Raw genomic sequence first — 26,077 nt, 5'->3', positions numbered from 1 at the left:
TTATGCCCGCAAAACCTTGGTTTCTACCGCAAAAAAATGCAGCGGGCCGTGATTATACCGGATCCTGCTGCATTTTTCCTACCTTATTTTCCTGCCTTATTATAATTATACTTCCTTCAGGGCCTGTCTTAAGTCCTCTGCCATCTTCTCGTACTCAGCGTCTGTGAGCATGGTCCTTCCGCTGTTCATCTCAAAGGTACCGCCCCATTCCTCACCGCCCTCATACTTGGGGACAATGTGAAAGTGCAGGTGATGTCCTGTATCTCCGTAAGCGCCGTAATTTACCTTGTCCGGCCGGAACACCTTATGAACGGCGCGGGCCACCTGGGCCACCTCCGCAAAGTAATCATTCCTCTCCTCGTCGGTCAGGTCAATGAGCTCACTGACATGCTTCTTATGGGCCAGGATGACCCTGCCCTTCTTGCTCTGCTCCTTAAATACATAGAGAAAGCCTGTCTTCATCTCGCACACAGGATAACCGAACTTAGCCACCAGTTCTCCCTGCATACAATATGCGCAATTAGGATCCTTTACCATATCTTCCATGTTCCTGTTCTCCTTTATGTTTATTCATATCTACTTAAACATACCACGGAAAAAGATGAATTTCAATTCCAATATTTGTTTTTCTTTCATAGTACCCACTTCATGGATTCTATGCTATAATGAGTAGGCAAGTACCAGATACAGGAGAGATTTTATGAGCAGAACAGATTTCAGACGCAGGCAGTCACGCAGGCGCAGGCAGAAGCTTGCACGGATGTCACGGCATCTTCCTATATTTATTTTATTATTAGCAATCACTGTACTGGCAGGGGGAGGCACTTTCGCCCTCTACCGGTTTGTTTTAGCGAAACAGCCGGACGGAACGGTCCAGGTCATTGCCGCATCAGGGCAGGGCGGCTCTCCTAATCCGGACGGGGGCAGCGCTTCCGATGGTCCGGATTCCTCCGGCGGGGCTTCCGGCGGCAATTCCGGCGGAGTCTCCGGCGATGGTTCCTCCGGGGCTTCCGGAGATAGTTCCTCCGGCTCATCGGACCAGCCTTCCACGGTAGCTCCCCAGGACGATATTTCCCGGCTCATAGCCCAGGCTGACCGCATCGCCATGGGTTATGATTACGACAAGGCGGCAGAGCTTATCAACTCCAGCGGCCTGGACCTTAAGGACTCCCGTATGAAGGAGGCGCTGGCACGGTATGAATCACAGAAGGCCGCCCTGGCTCCCGCCGACATGAACGCTGTCACCCACATTTTCTTCCACTCCCTTATCATGGATACCTCCAAGGCATTTGACGGGGATACGGACAGCGCCAACTATAATTCCGTCATGACCACCAGGGATGAATTTCTTAAGATACTGGAGGATATGTACCAGAAGGGCTATGTGCTGGTCCGCATCCACGATGTGGCCTACGAGGCACCTGATGAGAACGGAAACGTCCGCTTTGTAAAGGGCAGCGTCATGCTCCCGGAGGGAAAGAAGCCCTTTGTCATGTCCCAGGATGATGTCTGCTACTATCCCTACATGGACGGGGACGGGTTTGCCAAACGGGTCGTGATTGGCGAGGATGGAAAGCCCACCTGCGAGATGGTCATGGACGACGGCACCACATCCACCGGTTCCTATGATTTGATTCCGCTTTTGGAGGACTTCATACAGGAGCACCCCGACTTTTCCTACAAAGGGGCAAGGGCCATTATCGCATTTACCGGCTATGAAGGCATACTGGGGTATCGAACTGCCTCCTCCTACCAGGGCAGCCCCACCTATGAGGCTGACCGGGAACAGGCAGCCAGGGTGGCCCAGTGTCTGAAGGATAATGGCTGGGAGCTGGCTTCCCACAGCTGGGGCCACCTGCACCTGGGCGTGGCGGATGACCCGGAGGCCGGATTTGCCATTGATGAGGAGCGTTTCCGGACCGATACGGACAAATGGGAGGCCGAGGTGGAGTCCCTCATAGGGCCCACCGATATCATCCTCTATCCTTATGGCAACGACATTGCCGACTGGCGTCCCTACCATCAGGACAATCCCCGCTTTGCCTACCTGGAAGCCAAGGGATTCCGCTATTTCTGCAACGTGGATGCCAGCAAGCCCTACTGGTCCCAGATGGGTACAAACTACTTCCGTATGGCCAGAAGAAACCTGGACGGCTACCGCCTGTATGAGGACCTCATCCAGACAGACCCGGCCAGGAAACGCCTGACCGATTTGTTTGACGCCGCCCAGGTGTTTGACTCAGCCAGGCCCACGCCGGTGAGCTGGAGCTACCAGAAGTAACGGCTTACGGCTCCCACTCATATTGTTATCATGCAGGCTTCCTGCCGCGCCCAAGCGGCGGGGGCCTGTTTTCTTTTTTCCTGCTCCGAGCGAACGGTTTCCCGTTGTCTACATATAATAAATCAAGGAATTGATTTCTAATTGAAAGGAGCTTCTTCATGATTCCCAAACTGGAAGTAGACGGGGTCAGCTATTCCTACCATTCGCTGGATGGTGAGACGCTGGCCCTTGACCATATATCATTTGATGTGTCCCCCGGGGAATTCCTGGCTATCGTGGGACCTTCCGGATGCGGCAAGTCCACCCTTCTGTCCATGCTGTGCGGACTGACACAGCCTGAGGGAGGCACCATCAGCATAGACGGCGTCCCCCTGACCAAATCTCCTTCAGCCATTGGATACATGCTGCAGAAGGATCATTTATTTGAATGGAGAAATATTTTCTCCAATATATCCCTTGGCCTTGAAATTCAAAAGCGGTTGGACGAACCTGCCAGGCAGGAACTGCTGGAAATGATGGCGGCCTACGGTCTGGCAGGTTTTGAATATGCCAAACCTTCGGAGCTGTCCGGCGGCATGCGCCAGAGAGCGGCCCTCATACGGACCCTGGCCCTTAAACCGGACCTTCTTCTCCTGGACGAACCATTTTCAGCCCTGGATTACCAGACCCGGCTGTCTGTGTGCGACGACATCAGCTCCATCATCCGTCAGACACACAAGACCGCCATACTGGTGACCCACGACCTGTCTGAGGCCATCAGCGTGGCTGACCGCATCCTGGTCCTGTCCCCCCGTCCCGGCCGGATCAAGAAAATCCTGTCCATTGATTTTCCGGAAATGTGCACCCGCTCCCTGGACCGCAGGAACTGTCCGGAATTCTCTGCTTACTTTAATATGGTATGGAAGGAGCTGAAGACATATGAATAGAGATAAACAGCCCGTATCAGCCTGCAATATGTCCGTGGCCCAGCAGGAATATGTGGCCCGTGAAATACGGCGCCACCACCAGGTGACCATATGCCGCGTCATGCTGCTGGTCCTTCTCCTGGCCCTGTGGGAACTGGCGGCCGACATGCACTGGATTGACAGCTTCATTTTCAGCTCCCCTGTCATGATTGCCAAATGCCTGGTTTCCATGGCAAAGGACGGAAGCCTGTTCCTCCACACAGGGGTGACCCTTATGGAAACCCTTATCAGCTTTGCCGTGTGCACAATCTTCGGCCTGGCATGCGCCCTGCTTCTGTGGTCCAGCAAAAGCGTGGCCCTGGTGCTGGAGCCCTTCCTTGTTCTGTTAAACAGCCTACCCAAATCCGCCCTGGCCCCCCTTTTGATTGTGTGGCTGGGCAATAACATGCGGACCATTGTGGTGGCTGCTGTGTCCGTGGCTGTATTTGGCTCCATTCTGACCTTATACACAGGATTTTCCCAGATGGATGCGGAACAGATCAAGCTGATTTACTCCCTGGGAGGCGGACGAAAGGATGTGCTCCTGAAGGTTCTGCTGCCCGGTTCCCTTCCCCTTGTTATAAGCAATATGAAGGTGAACATCGGACTGTGTCTGGTGGGCGTGATTATAGGTGAATTCCTGAGCGCCAAAGCCGGACTGGGATATCTGATTACCTATGGCTCCCAGACCTTTGCCATGACCATGGTGGTGACCTCTATTGTGATACTTTGTATTGTGTCGGGGGTGTTGTATCAGATTATTGCGTATGCGGAGACCAAGATAACTACTCTTAGATAAACTGCAACACAGACCGTACATTAGCCTAAATTGTTTAAATGCAGAAGGCAAAAAATATAAACTCAATTTCAAGCGTCATGACCACTTTAGTAGTTACTGCTGGCATGACGCTTTATCTTTCCATCATTTCATCATCAATCCTGGATCCTAGAAAATCTGACGAGTATTTTCTACAAATGCAGCGTCTATAAGCATTTCAACGTTTTCGACACGTCATGTATTAAAAATGTTAACATGACGAGGAACCCTGCATCCCGCCCCGTTTCCATGTTTGCAAGTCACATGCTTATTACAATACCAAAGTAATCTGCCATGTGCAAAAATAGGGATACGCACTTGCAATTCCCATTCCGGATATTGTTTTCGTAGCATAATACTATCACCTGTCAAGCTTTCACGGGTTGCAGTAATTTTAGTTTTTTCCCACAACAAAATATGCTTGTATCCGTTATTGCAGTAATCATATTTCCGCAGTTAGGACAGATATAGAAGTTCGACGGCACATACTATGAAGTGTCTACCTCCTGCGGCGGCTCGGAACGGCTCCACGACAAGATGATACGGCTCATAAAATCAGAAACCGTCAAACCGCCCAATGACAAATAAGGACAGGTGCGCTATAATAAGAACAGCACTACTGTTTGTCGGGCGTTCATTACAGGAGGAATGAACCCATGACAGGCTTTTTTTATGGTATCGCAAACCTTCCTGTCCCTTGCACCTTGATTTTTTCACGCCTGCACTGTTCTAAACATCCTATCCCGCATTTTCAGCCGCAAACTGGCTGTTATACAAGGCTGCATAGTAGCCGTCCTTAGCCAAAAGCTCCTTGTGGTTTCCCACCTCCTTGATATCTCCATGTTCCATGTACACAATCAGTTCCGCATCCTTAATCGTGGATAAACGGTGGGCAATGACAAAACTGGTCCGTCCTTCCATCAGTTTATTCATGGCCTTCTGGATTGCCACCTCGGTCCTTGTGTCCACGGATGAGGTTGCCTCATCCAGAATGAGGATTTCCGGGTCTGACAGGAAGGCCCGGGCAATGGTCAGAAGCTGGCGCTGGCCCTGGGCGATATTGGAAGCGCCCTCGTGAAGCTCCATCTCGTAGCCTCCCGGCATAGCCATGATGAATCCGTGGGCGTGGGCTGCCTTGGCAGCGGCGATGACCTCCTGGTCAGTGGCATCCAGCCTTCCGTAGCGAATATTTTCTTTTATGGTGCCTGCGAACAGCCATGTATCCTGCAGCACCATACCTATCATGGAGCGCAGGGCCTCCCGTTTCATATCCCGCACATCCACGCCGTCAATGGTAATGCTCCCTCCATTTACATCGTAAAAACGGAGAATCAGATTTACCAGCGTTGTCTTTCCTGCTCCGGTGGGCCCTACAATTGCAATCTTGTCGCCTGCATGTACATGCAGGTCCAAATTATGAATCAGGGGCCGGCCCTCCGTGTAACCAAACCGCACATGGCTGAAATCCACATTTCCTTCCCGGCTTTCAGGGAATTGTGGTTTCTCTGCTTCCGGCACCTCCTCCTGTGCATCCAGGAACTCAAATACCCTTTGGGCCGCAGCCATGGTAGCCTGCATGATGTTGGCAATGTTGGATACCTGGTTGATGGGCTGGGAGAACTGGCGCAGATACTGGATGAAGGACTGAATCATACCTATTCTCAGCCTGCCGTTGATGCAGAGCCATCCGCTGACAACTGCCACACCCACATAACCGATGTTGGTCAGGGCCTGTGTTAAGGGCATGATGATGCTGGAAGAAAACTGCGCTTTCCAGCCATTGTCGTAGAGGCGGTTGTTGATGTCCTCAAAATTACCGATGATGTCCTCCTCTTTTCCAAAGGCGGCAATCACGTTCTGTCCGTTGTACATCTCCTCCACATACCCGGTAAGCTCCCCCAGCGCGGACTGCTGTCCCTGGAAATACCGCTGGGAATGTTTTACCACCTTCATGCTCACCAGGCCGCAAACCGGGATGACGCAAATCCCAATCAGGGTCAGGACAGGGCTGACCACCAGCATCATTACGAATATGAATACCATGGTACAGACCGCTGTGATAACCTGGCTGATGCTCTGCTGAAGGGAGGTGTCTATGGTATCCACATCATTGGTGACGCGGCTTAACACTTCTCCGAATGTATTGCTGTCAAAGTAGGCCAGGGGCAAACGGCGGATTTTCCTGTCCACTGCCATGCGCAGATCATGCATTGTGCGCTCCGCCACCCCTGCCACGATGTATTGGCCGGAATAGTTGAAAAGAAAGGCCAGTATATACACACAGCCCAATTGCATCAGCACGGTGATGAACGCCTTAAATCCCTGAAGGACCCCGGCGCCGTCCACCGCCACGGCCACCAGCGCATCCATGGCCCTGCCAAGGGTATATGGTCCCAGGGTGGTAAACACGGCTCCCATGACAAGGCAGGCCACCATGACAATGGTTCTGATTCTGTATGGTTTCATAAAACGGAACAGACGGCCCATGGTGCCCTTGGTATTGATTTTCTTATCTGTTACGCTGACATTCATTTGCTTCATGCACTCATCTCCTCCTCTGATAACTGGCTCCGGACGATTTCCTGATAGGTCTCACAGGTATTTAAAAGCTCCCTGTGTGTCCCAATTCCCATGACCTTCCCTTCATCCATCACTATAATCCGGTCCGCATTCATGATGGTGCTGACGCGCTGGGCTACGATTACCACGGTGGCGTTCCCTGTCTCTTTGGACAAGGCCTGGCGCAGGGCTGAATCCGTCTTGAAATCCAGCGCGGAAAAGCTGTCGTCAAACACATATATCTCCGGTTTCCTGACAATGGCCCTGGCAATTGCCAGACGCTGCCGCTGGCCGCCTGAGACATTGCTTCCGCCCTGGGCAATGGATGAGTCAAATCCGTCCGGTTTATCTACGATAAAATCCGTGGATTGTGCAATGGCTGCCGCCTCTCTCACCCGCTCATCGCTGGCCGAATCATCCCCGAAACGGATATTTTCCATGATAGTGCCCTTAAACAGCAGGGCTTTCTGAGGCACATAACCGATTTTCCGGCGGAGGGTCCCCCGGTCATAGTCCTTTACGTTGACTCCATCCACCAGGACCTCGCCCTCCTGCACATCATAAAAACGGGGAATCAATCCTACCAGTGCTGTCTTGCCGCTGCCCGTACTTCCGATGATAGCAGTTGTCTCTCCCGGCTTTGCCTCAAAACTGACATGGCTGACAGCCGGCTCTTTTGCTCCAGGAAAATAAAAGCTTACATCGCGGAAGGTGAGATACCCTCTCTGCCCCTCTGATGTCCTGGGCACAGCCGGATCCCCGATGGAATTTTCAGTATCCAGCACCTCACAGATACGGTCCGCAGAAGCGGCACATCTGGGATACATGACGAAAATCATGGAAAGCATGGTGACCGATATCATGATCTGCATGACATACTGGATGATTGCCAGGATATCTCCCGGCATCACGGGCTCCGTGCCGATTCCCTGGCCCGCGCGCCAGAGAAGTCCCACCACGGTCAGGTTTAATATCAGTATCAGGGACGGGCCCAGCAGTGACATGGCATGCATCATTTTCATGGCATTGTTCATCAGGTCCTTGTTGGCGCCGTCAAAACGCTTTTCTTCGTAATCCTCTGTTCCAAATGCCCGGATGACACGGATGCCCGAAAGCTTTTCCCGCATAATCAGGTTGATTCGGTCAATCCTGGTCTGCATCTTTCTGGAAAGCGGCATGGCCCTCCTGCCAATCAGGCTGATAATCAGCACCATCACCGGCATGGATACCACGAGTATGCTTGACATTTTCGGATTTTTGCTGTAAGCCAGCATGATGCCCACCACGCACATGATAGGGGCTGTCAGTATGACGCGCAGAAACATGACCATGAAATTCTGTACCTGGGTAATGTCGTTGTTGGTGCGCGTAATCAAAGACGCGGTTGAAAATGTGTCGATCTCCGCCTGGGAGAAATATTCCACCTTTGTGAAAATCCTGCTCCTCACATTCCGCCCTAAGCCCAGCGCGATTCTGGAAGCAAAAAAGCCTGTGGCAATATTACATACCATTCCCACAATGGCGATTCCCAGCATGATGACGCCGGTGTGAAGAATGTAATTCATATCCTTATCCGCGATTCCCTTGTTAATGATATCTGACAGATAGGTAGGAAGCCCCAGCGTGGCTCCTACTCCGGCCGCCACACTGACCAGCACGAATAGAAGTTCCAGCCGGAATGCTTTCAGCTCTGTAAATATTTTTTTCATGTTCTGCCTCCTTGTTCTTGCAAAATAAAAACATCTGGAAAAGTAGTTCAGCTCTGCAAATACTTTTCCAGACATTTTAACCCTTTTAAAATAGTCTCCAGATCTTCTTTCCTCATGGTATCCTTCTCAGAATGGTTGCCCATCTGTTCCATCATGCCCTGAACCAATGCCCGCCCTTTTTCGGTAAGGACCACATTTATGAAAACCATCAGGTTCTGGTAAACCTTGCCGATTCCCACCATACTTCCTGTGGATATCATGTTCAGAACCATCTTCTGGGCCGTTCCGGCCTTCAGCCTGGTGGAACCCGTAAGGACCTCCGGGCCGCACAGGTTCAATGGCCAGATCTGCCTCCTTTCCTATCTCAGAATCCCGGTTGCAGGACACTGCCACGGTCCTGCAGCCAGCCTTCCTGGCATACCGGAGGCCGTACCGGCTCCTATATAGATGATTCTTCCCTTTTGTTTCAGACTGTCCGTACACCAGGCAATGGCCTGGGCAATCTGAGGCAGGACCTCCCCCACAGCGTCCACTGCCTTCCCATCCTCCCGGTTCATGACGGTAACAATTTCCAGGGGTGTCATCTGGTCCAGCCCCATGGTCTCCCCATTCCTGCTTTCTGTTACCAGCACTGACAAATCTATCATGGTGTTTCCTCCCCTAACAATGAGTTTTGGTTTTAATCCATCCCCTCGGATTTGGCTATATGGGTCTTCCTGAACTGCTCCATACACTCGTCATACCGTTTGTGTACATAGGCCGTGTACAGAATATCTATCATGTTCAGCTGAGATATCCTGGAGCCCCGCTCCTGAAAATCAGTTCCGTTGCAGCCACTGCCAGGTTATAATCAGCCAGACGGACCAGGGGTGACTGCTCGAACCTGGATATGGTGATGACCGGCGCCTCCCTCAGCCTGGCCTCCCGGGCACATGTTATCATTTCCTCTGTAAGACCGGAATAGCTGACGATCAGGGCCAGGTCGCATCCCCGGATGTTTCTGGCCTGGAGGAGCTGGGCATGCCATTCATTGCAAATCACACATGGCTTGTTGACCCGGATAAGCTTCAGATACATGTCCCTGGCCACCAGCAGGGAAGAACCAATTCCGAACAGATACACGGTCTGACTCCGGTCCAGCAGCTCCACACATTGATTCAGGATTTCCAAATCCACAAGCTTCCTGGTATTGTCAAGGGACACTATGTTCTTATAGGTCACCTTGTTCACCAGTTCCTCCAGGCTGTCGTCCTTCTTTATCTCCTGCTCCATGGGCCGTGTACTCTCCCTGCGCAGGGCTGACTCATATAACAGGGATTTCTGCAGCTCCTTATAGCCGTCAAACCCCATCTTCCTGCACAGGCGGACAATGGTTGCCGCTGAGGAAAATGTTTTGTCCGCCAGCTGTTTTATGCTGTATCCGGCGGCTTCCTCGGGATTTTCCCTTAAAAATCTGAGGACCCCTTTCTCAGCCCCGCTGGCCTGCTTTTGACTTTTTCGCCTTTTATTGCGCGTAAATAGTGAAAAGCCGCCGCTTTTTTACTGAGCGGCGGCCTTGACCGTACCATGAAGCATAAAGAGCATGGGGACCTTGGAAAGTCCAACGCCGCGCAGGGCGCCGTGCCTGCGGTTCATTTGTAAATACGCTGATTAACAGAGGCGCGCCTTGCGGGCTCCGATGTTCTGCCCCACAAATGTGGTGATTGCTATATTAAAGCACTGCCCTGCTTTGCAAGACAACACCCCATTCTCCAAACATTGTTGGCTGCCATTCCCTGTATACCATCACAAAAAAAGACTATCTGTTTCTCATTTATTCCCTTTTACTCTATCCCTTTATTTCTATCCCTTTCTGCCATTCCTTTTACTCCGCCCCTTACTCCGCCGCCCCGGCAAGCCTCCGCTCCTTCTTAATGCTCAGAGCGTACATGGCGCCTCCTGCCGCCAGCCAGAACACGGTATACAGGGCCGTTCCCGCCAGCTGGGGCCAGGCAGCGTCCCAGCCGATTCCCTTCAGGTTCACAGCCTTTAATTCCACGGCAATATTGGCAATGGGCGAAAATATCCTGGAAGCAATGCTGAGCCATTTCGGCATCAAATAGTATGGAAAAATAAGTCCTGAGGTAAATACAATCAGGTTGCTGCACATCATATACAGCTGTGCAAAGCAGGCCAGCCTCCTGGTAAAGGACCCAAGCATCACGCCAAAGGCCACGGCTGCCAGCATGAAAAGCACTGTGCTGAACAGATAGAGGCCGATTTCCCCTCTCAGGGGAATATTCTTATACAGCCCCACCACGCTCAGCGCCGCGAACTGGGTCACCACTGCGCCGCCCGCCACCACGGCCGTCCTGATGATTCCGTCCTTTAATTCCTCCCCCCGCTTTTCCGGGGCAGCCGCTGCCAGGGCTTTCCTCTTGCGTATCATGAGAGGAATGAAAAATGAGATGAGGAAGGTCTGCATGGTGATGGAGGGAACCAGCAGATAGCTCATTTTCCTGATGTAATCGCCCTGTGGCTCATACAAGGTCCTGTCCACGTAAGAAAATGTACCCAGGCTGGTCTGGGCCGCCGAGGGGTAAAAGTTATTTCCCTCCAGCATCTTAAGCTGCATTCCCGCGCTCATGGTACCCAGCACAGACGATGCAGCCCCCACAGCCCCTCCTCCGGTGATGATGTTGGAGCAGTCCGCAAAAATCACTGCCTGGGGTGATTTCTTCAGTGACATATCCCGGCTGAAATTTACGGGTATCATGACGCCGGCCTCTATCTTCTTATCCAGGATGGCCTGTTTCAAATCCTGCTCCGAATCCGCGTAATATACAATGTCCAGAGAGGGATTGATGCCAAACTGCTTCACAATGGACTGGGACAAAGAGGACCGGTCCTCATCCAGAATTCCGAAGGGAATATTTTCTGTGTAATCATTTTTCCAGATAGTAGTAATCAGGAGCATGCCGGCCAGCACGGAAATAAAAAGACCGATAACCGTGTTTTTTTCTTCCTTCCATATCCTGCTCATCATATGCCGGCCACCCCGCTTTCCGTCAGGGGACTATCCGTCAGCGGGCTTACCGCCTCTGTCCTGACATCCCTGAATTTCTTGGCCACCAAAAGCGCCATCACCGCGCAGAATCCCATAAGCCACAGAACATGATGGGCCTCACTCAAAAAGCTGCGCTCCACCAGGGCCATGTCCCTCAGAGGCACGATATAATGGGTATTGGGCATGAACCAGGTAAGAAACTTACAGGGCCAGGGCATGGAGATGACCGGAAATGTGTAACCGGCTAACAGCATGGTAAAACTTATGATGCTGCATTTCTGCACTGCCTCCTCACAGTTTCCCCCGGTACCCAGGTTCTGGAGTATTCCAAAAAGGGTAATGCCGAAGCAGGTGAAAACTGTCATCAGAATGCCGGCCCAGGGCGAACTCTTATACGGAAACCCGAAACACAGGGTCTGGGTCACCATACAGCCCAGGGCAGAGACGCAGGCAATGCCGGTGATGAATCCGGCCTTCTTCATCAGCCTTCCAAAGCTCGCCCTCTCGCACACGCAGGCCCCCACGCATCCGGCTCCAATCTGCACAATGGTAAGAAGGATGCCCTCCATCATCATGTATGCCACGTTCTTGGAGGGATTGCTGATGGCCTTTGTCACATATCCCATGGGCGCAATCAGGTTCATGGCTGCCTGGGGCGGTATGCCCTTTCCCTCTGCCAGCTTCAGCATATAGCCGCTCTTAATGGTTCCCAGGGCTTCGGCTATGGTTCCCCTCATGCCGCTGGCAACCGTGGAAAGGGCGCCGTCGTTAAAAATCATGATTTTGGCTTCCCTGCCATTTAACAAATCCTCTGAAAAATGCTCCGGAATCACGATTCCGGCCAGGGCCTTATTGTAGTAAAATGCTTCCTTCAGGTCATCCTCCTCATCCGTACATGCAATGACGTCAAATGTCCTGTTATCCGAAATCAGTTGAATCAGGCTTTGGACCGTCTCAGAGTGGTCATGGTTCACAATGACCGTGGGGACCTTCTGAAAAGGCAGGTGAATGAACTCAGCGCCCATGAGCAGACTCAGGATGGTGGGTGCCAGAAGAAGAATCAGCATGGGAATCGTTATGTACCGTTTTTTCACAGAAGATGCCAGGCTCCCTGCCCGTTTCATCCATTCTCTCATATACCATCACATCACTTTCCAAAGTCAACATAGGCTGTCATACCGGAACGCAGCTCATCCTGCAATCCCGTCAGGTCGTCAAAGGTTACCTTGATTCCGTAGGTCAGGATATCCCAGTCAGCTTCATTGGACGCCTTCTTGGTGGCAAAATCCGCTTCTTTATTGATTCGCACCACTTTTCCCTTATATGTATCCTTTCCCAGGGCTGCCAGGGAGATATCCACCTCCTGGTCCAGCTTTACCCGGGGAAGCTTCATTTCATCCACATCACATGTGATATAGGGGGTATAAATGTCCGCAACCACAACGGAGGGAAGTCCGGAGGACACCACATCACCGGCCTTGACATTTACCGTTGTCACCAGACCGTCCACAGGGGAGGTGAGGACACATTTATCCAAGGTGGTGTCAATCTGTTTCAGGGCAGCCTTGGCCTGGTCCACCCCGGCCTGGGCCTGGGCAATCTGTTCCGGCGTGGCTCCGTTCTGGGCCTCGGAAAGCTTGCTCCGGGAAATCTCCAGATTGGAACGTGAGCTGTCAAGGGCTGCCTTGGCAGAAGCCAGGGCTGCCTTCTGCGCATCCACGGAGGACTGGGACACGGCTCCCGCCGGAACCAGCGCTAAGGTCCTCTGATAATCCGCCTCCATCCTGGTATAGGATGCCTGGGCATTTTCCAGGTTTGCCTGGGCAATCTGGACCGCCAGCTGCAGCTGCTTCATCTGTTCCTCTGTGGCGCCGTTTAACAGGCTCTGATAAGATGCCTGCGCCTGGGCCAGGGCTGCCTGGGCCTGTTCCCTCTGGGCCATCAGGGTATCACTGTCCAGACGGACCAGCTCCTGGCCTTTCGTCACCAGATCCCCTTCCTCCACCAGGACATCCTTAATCTGGCCTCCTGTCAGCGCGTTGATGTTGCTCTCATCCATGGTCACATAGGACTGCACCACCAGATTTTTCTTATTCTTAAATAACAGGTCATCCCCGGTCACATGGCCGAAGATGAGCACCAGGACAATGGCGCATAAAATAACAGCCGCCGCTGCCCCTATGATTTTCTTCTTGGATTTTGCCAGTTTCATTGTTATTACAGTTTCTCCCTTCCAATATTTCTTTCATACTCCCTTACATTTCCGACGATTTTGCACATAATCTGTTCCAGGGCCCGTTCCTCCTGGGTCGTAATTCCGGCAAAGATGATTTTCTCCCACTGGTCCATAATGTCCTTCAGTGTATTAGCTGCCTCTTTTCCTTTTTCTGACAGGCAAACCAGCTTTTCACGCTTGTTCCCAGGGTTAATCTCCCTCCTGATATATCCCCGATCCTCCATGGCAGCCAATACCTTGGCTGTCTGGTACTTATCAATTCCGGACAGGCTGGAAATGGTATCCTGATTGCTGTATTTGCTGTAGCCTATGACCAGTAGCGCGATTCCCTCGGAAAAGGAAAGGCCGCAGGCCTTGAATTTAATGCACAGAAACCTTCGTTTGCTCTTTTCTATCATGGTGGCTATTTCCTGTATGGTACTCACCTCCTTGCGGGTGCTGCCGCAGACACTGCTAAGGAATGCTTTGTGCGGCTATCATATGTATTTAACAACTGTTGTGTTTGACAAATATTATATGCATTTTGCAAATGAAAATCAACCCGTTTTTTTTTCACAAAATTACGGCTCAACTTTTATTATTTCTCCGTTTATTTGACGGGATGGTTCTTCTGACAGGGCGCGGAGGAAGAAAAATGCCGTGAAGAAGCTGGTTTCCTGGTTTGGAATCCGGCTGATTCACGGCATTATCACGGCGTTTTCGCAGCGTTTTCATATAATGTTTTTATACTTCCTTTGATGACATTCAACAATCTCATTCCATCATTTTCATAATCAGGTCCGCGCAGCCCTCATATCCCAATACAGAGGTATTCAGACAGGCATCATAATTTTCCATATCACCCCAGTTTTTTCCGGTAAAATAGTGATAATAGTCACTTCTCTGGCTGTCCCTCTTCTGTAATTCTTCCTCCGCCTTCTCAAAGGCTATGTCATCCACCTCGCATATACGGCGTTTGCGCTTCTCCATGGATGAAGCGTAGATAAACAGTTTAAGTACGTCGCATTCTCCGTCCAGGGCAAAATCAGCGCATCTTCCGATAAAGATACATGGTCCCTTCCGGGCCAGCCTGCGGATGGTGTCAGATACCTCCTTATTAATATCAAAGGGCTCCTGCATCTTATTGTAATTCTGGAACCGGAAGGCATACAGCACCAAATCATGAAGCAGGCTTCCCGTCCGTTTTTCATCCAGCTTTTTCAGTTCCTCGATGCTGATTCCATTGTCTGCCGCCGTCACTGCCAGAAGCTCCCTCCCATAACAGGGAATCCCCAGGCGCTCCGACAGGATGCGGGCCACCTCCCTTCCTCCGCTTCCGTACTGACGCTCAATGGTGATACAACAGTTCCTGCCCATACTCATTCCTTCTTTCTTATATATCTGTAAATGTCCTCAAATTACTCTGAACGTCCATAAGCCTTATGATACCTCAATTGCGTACTTTATCACATGGTCCCTCTTATTCTCAAACACATCATAGGCTTCCATAATGTTTTCAAGCTTTGCCCTGTGGGTAATCAGACAGCTGGTATCCAGTTTTCCGGCCTTTATCAGTTTCATGATTTCCTCACAGCAGGAAGCGTCCACTCCTCCTGTCTTAAAAACCAGGTTCTTCCCGTACATGTCCGGGAGGGGGAGTATCTGCGGTTCTTCATATAAGGCCACTACACAGACCACTGCATTGGGCCTGGCAATCTTCCATGCCATCTGGAAGGTATCCCTGCCTCCTGCCACTTCCAATACGGCATCCGCGCCGCGTCCAAGGGTCAGCTTCCTTATCTCCTGTTCCACATCCTGCTTTAGCGGGTTGAGGCCGACATCCGCCAGTCCCTGATCCTTAGCCAGCTCCAGCCGTTCATCAGACGTATCAATGGCAATGATCATTCCGGGACCGTAAAGCCTTGCGCACATCAGGGTACACAGCCCGGTAGGGCCTGCGCCAATAACAGCTACCGTATCAGCCGGTTTGATTTCCGCCAGGGAAGCCCCCCAGTAACCGGTGGAAAGGATGTCGCCTGTAAACAGCGCCGCCTCGTCCGTCACTTCACCGGGTATCCTCGTTAGTCCGTTGTCAGCAAACGGAACCCTTACATACTCGGCCTGACCGCCGTCAATCCTGCACCCCAGCGCCCATCCTCCGTGCTCATGGGTACAGTTGTTGACATAGCCCCGCTTACAGAAATAGCACTCCCCGCAAAATGTCTCCACATTCACAGACACCCTGTCTCCGGGCTTAAACCTTCTTACCGCCTCCCCGGTCTGCTCCACTATGCCCACAAACTCATGTCCCAGTATGGTTCCCGGCACAGCCCTTGGGACAGCGCCGTTCTTAATATGGATATCGCTGGAACAGATGGTGGTAAGGGTCACCTTTATAATGGCATCCTGCGGATCTTTCAGCCTGGGGACAGGCCGGTCTTCCAGGGTTATGATACCATTTTCTTTATAGACGGCGGCTTTCATTGTCTTGGGCTGGGGAGTCCGGGACTGGGGAGCCGGGGACTGAGGAACCGGGGATTGGGTCGCCTGAGACTGGGCCGCCTGGGATTGGGACACCTGAGTTTGCATATCGCTTTGCATCTTTACTATACCTCCGATTTGCTGCTGTTTTCTCCAATATCATCTTATCATATATATATATAAATATAAGGATATTATAGCATATATCAGGCATTCCTAAAAGGACGTCCATCCTCCGTCTGTCTGTACCGTGGCCCCTGTCATGTGGGTGGCGTCATCTGATACCAAAAACAGGATGGATGCCGCCTGCTCCTCTGCCGTGGCCTCCCGTTCCAGCATGGAGGTGAGCTTCTGTCCGGCCATGGACTGGGCCTTTGCAGGGTCCATACCGGCTTTGATGGCTGCCTCTCTATGGTTCTTCACATATTCATATGCCTCGGCTACCATGGGCGTGGTGGTGCCTGCGGGATTGACTGAGTTTATGCGGATTCCGTATCTGGCGTAATCAAGGGCCAGGTTCTTAGTCAGTCCGTTGACCGCATGTTTGGACGCCACATAGGCAGGATTGCCCGGAAGGCCTGTGAGCCCGGCAATGGATGCATTGTTGACAATGACGCCCCCATTCCCTTCCTTCATGAATTCCCTGATTTCGTGCTTGCAGCAGAAAAATACGGAATAAAAGTTGTTCGCCATGGTGTAGTCCATCTGCTCCTGCTCTAACTCATGGAGCGGACTGGGATTTCCCATGACGCCCGCGTTGTTAATGGCAATGTCCAGATGTCCATAAGTCTTCACTGCCGCATCCACCATCTGTTCTGCATGCTCCTCCGCGGACAGATCCAGATTCAGGAAAATGGCTGTGCCTCCTTCTGCCCTGACAGCTTTGAGCACACGCTCTCCCTCCTCCTTCAGCCGGTCAGCCAGCACCAGCTTCGCTCCTTCCTTCGCCGCCCGGATGGCTGTGGCCTCACCGATACCCCTGGCCGCGCCAGTCAGAATGATTACCTTATCTTTAAAACGGTTGGGATAAAATTGTTTCATGTATGAATTGCCTCCTGTTATTTGGTGGGGTTATTATATCCCAAATACAAAGGTATTTCCACCACGTCTGATTGTGAAAAAATTATTAAAATTTCATAAAAAACACAGCAGTACAGAATTCCTCCATACTGCTGTGTCCCCTCACTTTATGGTTTATATTATGCCTTATTTATTATGCTTTATTTAATGAGGCTTATTTAATCCGTCATCAATAACTGCCATACCTGTCTCCGGGGCCTCGGCCAGCGGAACAGGGTTTCCTCCAGGGTAACTACTCCTGGACCTGCATCTGCGGATACATACCTTCTGCCGGATCCGCCTCCTGAGCCGCCGCTTCCGCCAGAACCTCACCGCTGTTTCCTCTGATATCCGGAGTGTTACCGCGGTTCCATTTTTCCTGACACCCTGTACAGGCTCATAGGACTTGTACATCATTCCGGTATAGATATAATGGTTTCCGTCTGTCCCGTCGATTGATTCAGGAATCAGTCCGTTCAGCCTGCCGTCCGCTTCCGGATCCCGTCCCAAAGGGCACCTGCTCCAGAGCTTACTGTCAAGCACATTCGCCGGAACTTCCTTGTCTACCATCTCCACATTTACAGTATACATATTGATATCCCAAACCGCTTCAAAGGCAACATTGCCGGTAAACTCATGGTTGTTGATTTCTGATGCCTGATATAACTGATCTGGTTTAAAACCTGCATCCGAGGATTCCACGACCTTCCAGCCGCTGAATCCGCTTCCCTCCAGTGAAGGAATCAGGTTGTTTGTTATCACCCCATATTTCTGCAGGCTGTAGGTCAGCAGGGGGCCGTAGAATCATTCAGTGTTCCGCCTTTCAAATCAAAGACAACTGCTATGTTGTGCATCAGCTCACCGTCTACATGCCGTTCATAAGGGTCGCCTTTTTCATACTGGATCCTGTACCATATGATATCGTCCCTGGATTAGGTCTTTCCGTCCATGGTATGTCTGAACGTGGAATACTGCAATGAAAATATCAAGGACGTATATCACGATTGATAAAGCACTTGCCCGGTACAATGAGAAGCAGACCAGAAATGACCGCCGGAATGACGATAACTATGAGAAAATTCGTTCCGGCAAGCAGGAGAAGCCATTCCATGAAATTATTTTACTAATTGGGGATAAGGATATCTGGCTGGACAGTCCGCAGCAACTTCAATAGGATCAGAAGCACTTTCTGTCTCAGCGGCTTCTGACTGGAGCTTTCGGATCCAGTAACCCAGTGTAGACTGTGGGATTCCATTCTGCTGACACCATTCTTTGCGGGATAAACCGCTTTCCTGAAAAGCATGGATCCGGTCTGCCCAAGGGTCAGCCTTTGAGGTTGCATTGTCATTCGTATTTATTGGTATCACCTCCATCATTACCTACTTACGTATCTTTAACTATGGGAAACTCCACGTTCCCATTTTGATACTGCCTTATCGGTTACATTGAGTTTTTCAGCTAGCTCAAGTTGCGTCCAACCTTTCTCTTTCCTAAGAGAGAGAATGAACTGTCCAAACTTTTGATTGTCCATAAATACCGCCTTTCTCTTGGTTGGGTTTATTGTATAACCAAACAGCATAGTTGATACCATGTCCAAAGAACTGAAAGAAGCAGGCGTAGAAGTTCTCTTAAACACAAACGCTACTGTGGAAACGGTTGAAAAATATAATCCGATGGCAGTATTCCTCGCAGGTGGTGCTGAACCGATCTGTCCGCCGCTGCCAGGACTGGACAGCGACAATGTGATCATGTCTTCCGATATACTGATCGGTGCAAAATGACAGATGGCCGTGTCACTGTAATCGGCGGGGGACTTACAGGCCTTGAAACAGCAGAGTATCTCTATAATCATAACATGACGTCCGAAGTGCGCATTGTAGATATGCTTCCCCAGTTTGGAGCAGGAATGTACCCGGTTATCTTTATGGATATCATGAAACAGCTGACCCCTCATAATCCTGTGATGATGCCAGGTCACAAGATCATCGGCCTGGAGGGGAAATCTCTGAAACTCCTTGAAATTGCTACTGAAAAAACAGTGGAAGTAGAGTCGGGTTTACAAAATTTGAAGACATGTAACATAAGTCAAAAAAACGGGGGAAGTCTACCACGAAAAAGTAAAATTGCCAAAAAACAAGTTGACTAACCCCTCCGCGCATGGTAATATTACTATATAATTTAAACAAAAGGTCAGGTATAGCCGTAAGGTGTCACTGGTAAAGCAGGCAAGACTGGGTTATCCTATTCTGTTGTATATACAATGCAGCAGTCTGGGATAATGCCGGTCTTTTGTTTTGGGAAAAGGGACTGGTTATGGAGATAACAAAGATCATTAATAACAATGTGGTCAGTGGATTGGATGAGAGCGGGCGGGAAACCATCTGGATCGGAACCGGAATCGGTTTTCACTACAAAACCGAAGGCGTGTTTGATGAAAGCATAATCCAGAAGAAGTTTCACCTGGAGGACTCAGAAGCAGTATCCAAATTTGCCGGAATTGCGGCTGGGATTCCCTATGAGTACATTCAGACGGCAGAGGAGATTATCAGCATTGCCCACAAAAAGCTGCGTCACAGGCTGGATCGCAGCATTCACATCGGACTGACAGAGCACCTTTGCTGTGCTGTGGAGCGGAAAAATCAGGGCATTGAATTGCCCAATGCGCTTCTGTGGGAAATCAAGAATTACTATCCGGAAGAATACGCTGTGGGAATCGAAGCCCTCAGTATTATTGTGGAAAAGCTGAACATAGTCCTCTCGGAAGACGAAGCAGGATTTATCGCCATCCACATCGTCAATGCGGAGATGGGGAATTTCAATTCAAGGGGCTACGACATCGTTGTCATGACAAAAGATATCATCAATATCATCCAGTATCATTTCCAAAAAGATCTGGACCACAGGTCATTTGCGTTTGAGGAACTGATGGTCTATATCAAACATATGCTGCGAAGAATCATCACCAATCAGATGCACCATGGTGAGGATGAGGAGATCTGCGCGCTGATTTGTACAAAATTTCCGGCGGCATATGATTGCAGCGCTAAAATTGCAAAATTCATCTTACAGCAGATGAAGGTACAGCCCAACATGGAGGAAATTGCTTACATGACTTTGAATATCAACAGAGCCATGCGAGACAAATGAACTTAAGCTATAGGAGGAGAGAACATGGCAAGTAAGTATGACGCACTGGCCCGCATAATCATTCAGAACGTGGGTGGAAAGGAAAATATTGTAAGTCTGACGCACTGTATTACCAGGCTGCGTTTCCAGCTGAGGGACGAGTCAAAGGCCAACACGGAGGTGTTAAAATCAACCGACGGGATCGTTACGGTCATGCGGTCAGGAGGACAGTATCAGGTGGTGATCGGCAATCATGTGCCGCAGGTATATGAGGTGGTTTGCGAAAAAGCACATATATCCGGCGCGCAATCCGAAGAAGCAGAAGGCGACAAAAATATGGCCTGGGGGGCCTGGATGCTGGATCTGCTGTCCGGAACCTTCCAGCCGATCTTGGGATTTTTGGCAGCGGCCGGTATTGTAAAAGGTCTTTTGGCCGTGCTGGTGTTCGTTGCCGGAGCATCGGTGAAGGACAGCGGATTTTACCAGATGATGTATGCCATTGGAGATGGATTTTACTACTTCCTTCCCATGATCATTGCGGCATCCTGCGCAAAGAAGTTTAAATGTAACCCATATCTGGGCATGAGCATCGCGGCTGCCCTTTTGTATCCGGCCATGGTTGGCCTGGAGACCACCGGCACCCTGTTTGAGGGCACCCTGATGGCTCTGGATTATAAGACCACCTTTCTGGGAATCCCGGTGGTATATCCCAAGTCAGGATACGCCTCATCCGTAGTTCCAATCCTGGTGGCCACCGGAGTGGGAGCGAAGCTTGAAAAATACTTTAAGAAGATTGTTCCGGATACCTTAAAACTGTTCTTTGTACCGTTTTTGACGGTGATTATCATTGTTCCGCTGACTTTTATTGTGATTGGTCCGGTGGCCGGCATCCTTACCAACCTGCTGAACGCGTTTTTCCAGGCGATCTTTGCGATTCCGGTGCTGGGCGGCGTGGTAACCGGTATCCTGATTGGCGCGCTGTGGCAGATCTTGGTTATCTTCGGTCTGCACTGGGCGGTTATCCCGATCGGAATTGCCAATATCAGTACATATGGAAGCGATTTATTCATGACTCCTTACTTTGCGGCTTCGTTCGCGCAGTCTATGGTAGTTGCGGCTATTTATATTAAGACTAAAGATAAGAATATGAAGACAATGGCGCTCCCAGCCCTGGTTTCCGGTCTGTTCGGTGTTACGGAACCCTGTATTTACGGTATTACACTTCCTAAGAAAAAACCGTTCATTATCTCCTGTATCGCGGCAGCAGTGGGCGGCGGTATCCTGGGCGGAGCCAAGGTTTTACGATATCAGTCCGGCGCGTTGGGCTTCTTCGGATTCATGTCATTTGTCAAAGACGGCGAGCCTATGTCCAATGTAATCTGGGCTGTGATCGCAGTGGCGGTGGCGATGGTTTTAGCCTTTGTAATGACAATAGCTACCTATACAGATGATGAGCCGAAGGCAAAAAAAACCACTCTGGCAAAAAAGGCTTCGGTGGATGAGGACGCTCCCAAATCCGTGTTTGCTCCGGTAAAAGGCGAAGTAATCCCGCTAGATCAGGTAGACGACCAGGCATTCGCCAGCGGAGTGATGGGAAAAGGCATGGCAATCATTCCCACAGAGGGCAAGGTATGCAGCCCATGCGATGGAGTGGTTTCCGCAATCTTCCCCACCGGACATGCGGTAGGAGTAACCAGCAATGACGGCGTGGAGGTTCTGATTCATATCGGCATGGATACGGTGAAGATGGAAGGCCGGGGCTTTGATAAGAAGGTGAAAGAAGGAGACAAGGTAACGAGAGGACAGATCCTGGTGGAATTTGATATGGACGCTGTCCAGAAAGCAGGATATTCCCTGGTTACTCCTGTCATCATCACCAACACCAATCAGTTTGCGGACATTGTAACCAGCGCTTCTGGAACGGTGGATGTGGCGGATGAACTGCTTGTAGTTATGTAAAAGAGATATGGAAGGAGGAATTCATCATGAGCAAAATGCCAGAAGGATTTTTGTGGGGAGGCGCTACGGCGGCAAACCAGTGTGAAGGCGGATTCGACCTGGACGGAAGAGGAATTGCTAACGTGGATGTGCTTCCGGCAGGGGCAGACAGGCGTGCGGTCATGAGCGGCAGGATGAAGATGCTGGCCTGTGACAGCGACCATTACTATCCCTCCCATGAAGCCATTGATATGTACCATCACTATGAAGAAGATATCCGTCTGTTTGCGGAGATGGGATTCAAATGCTATCGTTTTTCCATTGCCTGGTCCAGGATATTCCCCATGGGGGACGAGGAACAGCCTAATGAAAAGGGACTGGATTTCTATGAGAAGCTGATTGACACCTGCCTTAAGTACAACATTGAACCGCTGGTCACTATCTGTCACTTTGATGTGCCCATGCACCTGGTAACGGAGTACGGTTCCTGGAGAAACCGGAGGCTGGTGGATTTCTACCTGAATTTCTGCCGCGCCCTGTTTACCAGATTGAAAGGGAAGGTAAAATACTGGCTGACCTTCAATGAGATCAACATGCTGCTTCACCTACCCTTTATGGGCGCAGGTCTTGTGTTTGAGCCGGGAGAGAACGAGACCCAGGTGAAGTACCAGGCGGCTCATCATGAACTGCTGGCAAGCGCCCTGGCAACCAGGATGGCTCACGAGATGATGCCGGGCTGCATGGTAGGCTGTATGCTGGCGGCAGGAAGCTTTTATCCCTACAGCTGCGCCCCGGAGGATGTGTGGGCGGCCATGGGACGGGATCGGGACAACTACTTCTTTATCGATGTACAGTCCCGCGGCGAATACCCGCCCTTTGCGAGAAAACGCATGGAAAAAGCGGGAGTGGAGCTTGTTATGGGGCCGGAAGACCTTTCTGTTCTCAAGGAAAACACAGTGGACTTTATCTCATTTTCCTACTACGCATCCCGTCTGACCAGCGCCAATCCGGAGCTGAGTAAGCAGACCGCGGGCAACGTGATGGCCTCCATGCGCAATCCGTACCTGAAAATGAGCGAGTGGGGATGGCAGATTGATCCGCTGGGCCTTCGCATCACCATGAACAGCCTGTACGACCGCTACCAGAAGCCGCTGTTCATCGTAGAGAACGGCCTGGGCGCGGTGGACACGCCGGACGAGAACGGAGCGATCCATGACGATTACCGCATTGACTATTTAAGGGCGCATATTCAGGCCATGAAGGATGCGGTCAATGAGGATGGAGTGGAGCTTTTGGGCTATACGGTTTGGGGTTGTATTGATCTGGTAAGCGCCAGCACCGGCGAGATGAAGAAGCGCTACGGATTCATCTATGCGGACAAGGACAACGAAGGAAAGGGTACGCTGAAGCGCAGTAAGAAAGATTCCTTTGACTGGTATAAGAAAGTGATTGAGACGAACGGGGAAAGTCTGTAGATTTAAGCCGGCACAGCTGGAAGAATCACATCCAGCTTTATCGGGCATCTTCCAAAATACATGCAGGATGCGCTTTCTGATGCTCAGTCGGCTGCCTGAAAGCTATTTTGTGTTCTAAAGTATTGAGTTTTCAAGGAACAATCCCATTTTAGCTATGGGAAGTTTGAGTTATTTCATTTGACTGCAAATTTGATTGTAAAAGAACCCCTGACCATATTGGCCAGGGGTTCCTGTTATACTGCTATTTTGTTTTTACATTGACTGTAATGGACCGTTATGAATCCTCTTCTTTACGTTTCCTGCTTAACGCTGTCACCGCAACGAAGATTCCTGATAATATCATGGTCAATGTGGTTCTCTTAGATGTCTGACCTGTCTTTGGCAGTGGTGCCAACGGCACTTCATCGTCATCGATTAAGGTTACATCTACTGGTAATTCTGGAAGAGGTGCTAACGGCACATCTTCTGGGGTGATGGTTGTAAAGCCTGGGCCACCAGGTGTACCTGTGTAGCGTCCACCGCCTGTGGTTGGGCCGCCACCGGTTCCGCCGCCGCCACCGCCGCCGTTATAATTGAACTGTGCGGTAAAGGTTGTACTCTGTATGAACTCCGCAGCTTTAATCTCATTCGCGTCAGCATAGCTCCTGCTTCCATCTGTCCAGTTATTGAAAGAATATCTTCCAACGCTGGATACTGTCACGTCAGCGCTCGGTCTTGCAGGTCTCAGTTCCCTGTGGTCATTACCATCTTCTCCTGTAACGATTTCATAGATAGTCCTGACTTCGGTTACCGCTCCTATTACTGTTCCATGATTTGTGTCTTCCGATACATATTGGAACATAATCTGGTACTTATCCGGTACTCCGTCTGGTGTGTTTGGTTCTTCTGTGCCGATTTCATCAACATCAAAGTATGCTGTGAAAGTGGTATCTACCAGATAGGTATTCAACTTCATCTTTGACATGTCTGGAGTGTAGTCATTAACTTCTCTATCAGTCCAGTAGTCAAATGCAAAACCATCCAGTGCTGTTGCGTTTGCTCCCTTCGGGCTAACTGGTGTCTTTTCTGTGTAGTTGCCATCCACGTCCTTAAATACATGAACCTCTGCCTCAAGTGGATCCGCATCTACGGTACCCTTTGTTACATCTGCACTCTTGTATACGAAGATTGTTTCATACTTATCCGGTACTCCATCGGGTTCATTTCCGTCTGGTCCTTTTCCCTTCTCGTCTGAATCAAAGTATGCTGTGAAGGTGGTATCTTCTAAGTATTGCTTTGACTTCAGAATACTCATGTCAGATGTCGGATCCTTTGTTTCGTTGTCTATCCAGTACTCAAATGCATTGCCATCTTTTGCTATCGCAGTTGCTCCATCCGGGCTTATTGCTGTTTTCTCAGTGTAATGTCCATTTTCATCCCTAAAGGTATGAACTTCTTCCACAGTACTAACAGTACCCTTCGTCTCATCTGCACTGATATAATAGAAAATTGTCTGGTACTCATCCGGGATTTGGTCTCCGTTGTCGTCCACTCCGAAGTTCGCCACGTATTCGGATGCCACATACAGGCCTCCCACCTTCGCGATATCCTCCGGCTTCAGCTCTGCATTCCAGCTTACCACTTCTCCGTCCTTCGTCCAGTTCTTGAACGCATATCCGGCCTTTGCTGTCGCTACGGAGCCTTTCGGCGTTCCTGTTGCAGGATTCACACTATCAGGATTGTTAGTCGTTGTTCCGTGCTCTGCGTCATCCGGTATGTATCTTATCTCTACTGCCGCATTTTCAGCAAAGCTGATTGTATAATGCGTATCTTCCGTGAACTGCGTGATTCCGGCTTCCGGTTTCTCCGGAGTCCAGCTCTCGCTTGCCTGGTTGTATCCGTTGGCTGCTGTTGCCTTTGCTATCTGGTCCTCGGTCAGCGTTCCCACGCCTCCCTCTTCCTTCGTCGCATAATGGTCATCCTTATACAGCGTCACATACTGCGCTTCCGTCAGGTCCACGCTTCCGTTCACCGCACTGTAGGTTACTTTAATCTGGTACTCATCCGGGATCTGGTCTCCGTTGTCATCCACTCCGAAGTTCGCCACGTATTCAGATTCCACATACAGGCCTCCCACCTTCGCGATGTCCTCCGGCTTCAGCTCTGCATTCCAGCTTACCACCTCTCCGTCCTTCGTCCAGTTCTTGAACGCGTAGCCTTCCTTTGCTGTCGCTACGGAGCCTTTCGGCGTTCCCGTTGCCGGGCTTACTTTATCAGGGCTGTTCGTTGTGCTTCCATGCTCTGCGTCATCCGGCACATAGGTTATCTCCACTGCCGCGTTTTCGGTAAAGCGGATTGTATAATGCGTATCTTCCGTGAACTGCGTTGTTCCGGCTTCCGGCTTCTCCGGGTTCCAGCTCTCGCTTGCCTGGTTGTATCCGTTGGCTG

The 26,077-nt window shown here is 50.6% G+C and carries 21 protein-coding genes and 4 pseudogenes; 9 read left to right on the top strand and 16 right to left on the bottom strand.

The window, feature by feature from the left end; genetic code table 11:
• Positions 1–105: 105 nt before the first annotated feature.
• Positions 106–546, bottom strand: coding sequence for an HIT family protein (locus G614_RS0117155; protein WP_027642938.1), 441 nt, complete (start codon positions 544–546; stop codon positions 106–108).
• Between the two features lie 154 nt (positions 547–700).
• On the opposite strand from G614_RS0117155, the gene G614_RS0117150 reads away from it, so the two are divergent.
• The 3 genes from G614_RS0117150 (at position 701) to G614_RS0117140 (ending at position 4,024) form a co-directional block, all read left to right on the top strand.
• Positions 701–2,281: a hypothetical protein gene (locus G614_RS0117150; protein WP_027642937.1), complete on the top strand. Its 1,581-nt coding sequence runs from the start codon at positions 701–703 to the stop codon at positions 2,279–2,281.
• Between the two features lie 158 nt (positions 2,282–2,439).
• Positions 2,440–3,207 (top strand): ABC transporter ATP-binding protein, encoded by a 768-nt coding sequence (locus G614_RS0117145; protein ID WP_027642936.1) that lies wholly within the window; start codon positions 2,440–2,442, stop codon positions 3,205–3,207.
• Positions 3,200–4,024, top strand: coding sequence for an ABC transporter permease (locus tag G614_RS0117140; RefSeq protein ID WP_027642935.1), 825 nt, complete (start codon positions 3,200–3,202; stop codon positions 4,022–4,024). The genes G614_RS0117145 and G614_RS0117140 overlap by 8 nt, the downstream gene beginning before the upstream one ends.
• Positions 4,025–4,780: 756 nt before the next feature.
• Here the strand turns inward: G614_RS0117140 and G614_RS0117135 are convergent.
• The 12 genes and pseudogenes from G614_RS0117135 to G614_RS27825 form a co-directional block, all read right to left on the bottom strand.
• Positions 4,781–6,583 carry an ABC transporter ATP-binding protein gene (locus G614_RS0117135; protein WP_027642934.1) on the bottom strand — a complete coding sequence of 601 codons (1,803 nt, stop codon included), beginning with the start codon at positions 6,581–6,583 and terminating at the stop codon, positions 4,781–4,783.
• Positions 6,580–8,310: an ABC transporter ATP-binding protein gene (locus tag G614_RS0117130; protein WP_027642933.1), complete on the bottom strand. Its 1,731-nt coding sequence runs from the start codon at positions 8,308–8,310 to the stop codon at positions 6,580–6,582. Before G614_RS0117130 ends, G614_RS0117135 begins: the two co-directional genes overlap by 4 nt.
• 47 nt (positions 8,311–8,357) lie before the next feature.
• Positions 8,358–8,957, bottom strand: a pseudogene (locus tag G614_RS34530) (hypothetical protein).
• 32 nt (positions 8,958–8,989) lie between these two features.
• Positions 8,990–9,795: pseudogene (locus G614_RS34525) on the bottom strand (MurR/RpiR family transcriptional regulator); the annotation flags it as partial.
• A 391-nt stretch (positions 9,796–10,186) separates the two neighbouring features.
• Positions 10,187–11,335, bottom strand: a complete 1,149-nt coding sequence (locus G614_RS0117115; RefSeq protein WP_027642932.1) for an ABC transporter permease — start codon at positions 11,333–11,335, stop codon at positions 10,187–10,189.
• Positions 11,332–12,480: an ABC transporter permease gene (locus G614_RS0117110; RefSeq protein ID WP_044918071.1), complete on the bottom strand. Its 1,149-nt coding sequence runs from the start codon at positions 12,478–12,480 to the stop codon at positions 11,332–11,334. The genes G614_RS0117115 and G614_RS0117110 overlap by 4 nt, the downstream gene beginning before the upstream one ends.
• A gap of 23 nt (positions 12,481–12,503) precedes the next feature.
• Entirely contained in the window at positions 12,504–13,568 is a 1,065-nt protein-coding gene (locus G614_RS0117105; protein WP_027642930.1) for an HlyD family secretion protein, read from the bottom strand.
• 5 nt (positions 13,569–13,573) lie between these two features.
• Complete coding sequence (locus tag G614_RS0117100) at positions 13,574–13,990, bottom strand: MarR family winged helix-turn-helix transcriptional regulator (protein ID WP_027642929.1); 417 nt, start codon at positions 13,988–13,990, stop codon at positions 13,574–13,576.
• A gap of 355 nt (positions 13,991–14,345) precedes the next feature.
• The gene (locus tag G614_RS0117090; RefSeq protein WP_022201873.1) at positions 14,346–14,948 is read right to left on the bottom strand and encodes an AAA family ATPase; all 603 of its coding nucleotides are present in this window, start codon (positions 14,946–14,948) and stop codon (positions 14,346–14,348) included.
• 63 nt (positions 14,949–15,011) lie between these two features.
• Entirely contained in the window at positions 15,012–16,055 is a 1,044-nt protein-coding gene (locus G614_RS0117085) for an alcohol dehydrogenase (protein WP_420341529.1), read from the bottom strand.
• A 213-nt stretch (positions 16,056–16,268) separates the two neighbouring features.
• Positions 16,269–17,093, bottom strand: coding sequence for an SDR family NAD(P)-dependent oxidoreductase (locus tag G614_RS0117080; protein WP_027642927.1), 825 nt, complete (start codon positions 17,091–17,093; stop codon positions 16,269–16,271).
• Between the two features lie 183 nt (positions 17,094–17,276).
• Positions 17,277–17,873 carry a hypothetical protein gene (locus G614_RS27825; protein ID WP_242828126.1) on the bottom strand — a complete coding sequence of 199 codons (597 nt, stop codon included), beginning with the start codon at positions 17,871–17,873 and terminating at the stop codon, positions 17,277–17,279.
• A 195-nt stretch (positions 17,874–18,068) separates the two neighbouring features.
• Here G614_RS27825 and G614_RS0117070 point away from each other — a divergent pair.
• Positions 18,069–18,252 (top strand): annotated as a pseudogene (locus G614_RS0117070) (recombinase); the annotation flags it as partial.
• Here G614_RS0117070 and tnpA read toward each other — a convergent pair.
• Positions 18,227–18,484: an IS66 family insertion sequence element accessory protein TnpA gene (gene tnpA, locus G614_RS35065; RefSeq protein ID WP_420341528.1), complete on the bottom strand. Its 258-nt coding sequence runs from the start codon at positions 18,482–18,484 to the stop codon at positions 18,227–18,229. The pseudogene G614_RS0117070 and the gene tnpA sit on opposite strands and share 26 nt — an antisense overlap.
• Before the next feature lie 29 nt (positions 18,485–18,513).
• Positions 18,514–18,642 (bottom strand): annotated as a pseudogene (locus G614_RS27820) (helix-turn-helix domain-containing protein); the annotation flags it as partial.
• 58 nt (positions 18,643–18,700) lie between these two features.
• Between G614_RS27820 and G614_RS0117060 the strand changes: the two are divergent.
• From G614_RS0117060 to G614_RS0117040, 5 genes are all read left to right on the top strand, one after another.
• On the top strand, positions 18,701–18,892 hold the full coding sequence (locus G614_RS0117060; RefSeq protein ID WP_027642924.1) for a hypothetical protein: 192 nt from the start codon (positions 18,701–18,703) through the stop codon (positions 18,890–18,892).
• On the top strand, positions 18,889–19,257 hold the full coding sequence (locus tag G614_RS0117055; protein WP_027642923.1) for an FAD-dependent oxidoreductase: 369 nt from the start codon (positions 18,889–18,891) through the stop codon (positions 19,255–19,257). Before G614_RS0117060 ends, G614_RS0117055 begins: the two co-directional genes overlap by 4 nt.
• A 167-nt stretch (positions 19,258–19,424) precedes the next feature.
• On the top strand, positions 19,425–20,258 hold the full coding sequence (locus tag G614_RS0117050) for a PRD domain-containing protein (protein WP_027642922.1): 834 nt from the start codon (positions 19,425–19,427) through the stop codon (positions 20,256–20,258).
• A 24-nt stretch (positions 20,259–20,282) separates the two neighbouring features.
• Positions 20,283–22,196: a beta-glucoside-specific PTS transporter subunit IIABC gene (locus tag G614_RS0117045; protein ID WP_027642921.1), complete on the top strand. Its 1,914-nt coding sequence runs from the start codon at positions 20,283–20,285 to the stop codon at positions 22,194–22,196.
• 26 nt (positions 22,197–22,222) lie between these two features.
• Positions 22,223–23,650 (top strand): 6-phospho-beta-glucosidase, encoded by a 1,428-nt coding sequence (locus G614_RS0117040; protein WP_002587034.1) that lies wholly within the window; start codon positions 22,223–22,225, stop codon positions 23,648–23,650.
• Between the two features lie 274 nt (positions 23,651–23,924).
• On the opposite strand, the gene G614_RS32900 is transcribed toward G614_RS0117040, so the two are convergent.
• Positions 23,925–26,077 (bottom strand): doubled motif LPXTG anchor domain-containing protein (locus G614_RS32900; protein ID WP_242828125.1); only part of this gene is annotated, 2,153 nt, incomplete at its 5' end.

It is taken from the genome of [Clostridium] clostridioforme AGR2157 (assembly GCF_000424325.1).
Lineage (GTDB): Bacteria > Bacillota > Clostridia > Lachnospirales > Lachnospiraceae > Enterocloster > Enterocloster clostridioformis_A.
Note: the sequence above shows the minus strand (reverse complement) of the source record. Positions and strands in the feature narration are given on the sequence as shown.

Bases quoted from the DNA above. Each gene is read 5' to 3' on its own strand.
- G614_RS0117155 (WP_027642938.1), bottom strand. From the start codon at position 546: ATGGAAGATATGGTAAAGGATCCTAATTGCGCATATTGTATGCAGGGA.
- G614_RS0117150 (WP_027642937.1), top strand. From the start codon at position 701: ATGAGCAGAACAGATTTCAGACGCAGGCAGTCACGCAGGCGCAGGCAG.
- G614_RS0117145 (WP_027642936.1), top strand. From the start codon at position 2,440: ATGATTCCCAAACTGGAAGTAGACGGGGTCAGCTATTCCTACCATTCG.
- G614_RS0117140 (WP_027642935.1), top strand. From the start codon at position 3,200: ATGAATAGAGATAAACAGCCCGTATCAGCCTGCAATATGTCCGTGGCC.
- G614_RS0117135 (WP_027642934.1), bottom strand. From the start codon at position 6,583: ATGAAGCAAATGAATGTCAGCGTAACAGATAAGAAAATCAATACCAAG.
- G614_RS0117130 (WP_027642933.1), bottom strand. From the start codon at position 8,310: ATGAAAAAAATATTTACAGAGCTGAAAGCATTCCGGCTGGAACTTCTA.
- G614_RS0117115 (WP_027642932.1), bottom strand. From the start codon at position 11,335: ATGATGAGCAGGATATGGAAGGAAGAAAAAAACACGGTTATCGGTCTT.
- G614_RS0117110 (WP_044918071.1), bottom strand. From the start codon at position 12,480: ATGAAACGGGCAGGGAGCCTGGCATCTTCTGTGAAAAAACGGTACATA.
- G614_RS0117105 (WP_027642930.1), bottom strand. From the start codon at position 13,568: ATGAAACTGGCAAAATCCAAGAAGAAAATCATAGGGGCAGCGGCGGCT.
- G614_RS0117100 (WP_027642929.1), bottom strand. From the start codon at position 13,990: ATGATAGAAAAGAGCAAACGAAGGTTTCTGTGCATTAAATTCAAGGCC.
- G614_RS0117090 (WP_022201873.1), bottom strand. From the start codon at position 14,948: ATGGGCAGGAACTGTTGTATCACCATTGAGCGTCAGTACGGAAGCGGA.
- G614_RS0117085 (WP_420341529.1), bottom strand. From the start codon at position 16,055: ATGAAAGCCGCCGTCTATAAAGAAAATGGTATCATAACCCTGGAAGAC.
- G614_RS0117080 (WP_027642927.1), bottom strand. From the start codon at position 17,093: ATGAAACAATTTTATCCCAACCGTTTTAAAGATAAGGTAATCATTCTG.
- tnpA (WP_420341528.1), bottom strand. From the start codon at position 18,484: ATGGAGGTGATACCAATAAATACGAATGACAATGCAACCTCAAAGGCT.
- G614_RS0117060 (WP_027642924.1), top strand. From the start codon at position 18,701: ATGTCCAAAGAACTGAAAGAAGCAGGCGTAGAAGTTCTCTTAAACACA.
- G614_RS0117055 (WP_027642923.1), top strand. From the start codon at position 18,889: ATGACAGATGGCCGTGTCACTGTAATCGGCGGGGGACTTACAGGCCTT.
- G614_RS0117050 (WP_027642922.1), top strand. From the start codon at position 19,425: ATGGAGATAACAAAGATCATTAATAACAATGTGGTCAGTGGATTGGAT.
- G614_RS0117045 (WP_027642921.1), top strand. From the start codon at position 20,283: ATGGCAAGTAAGTATGACGCACTGGCCCGCATAATCATTCAGAACGTG.
- G614_RS0117040 (WP_002587034.1), top strand. From the start codon at position 22,223: ATGAGCAAAATGCCAGAAGGATTTTTGTGGGGAGGCGCTACGGCGGCA.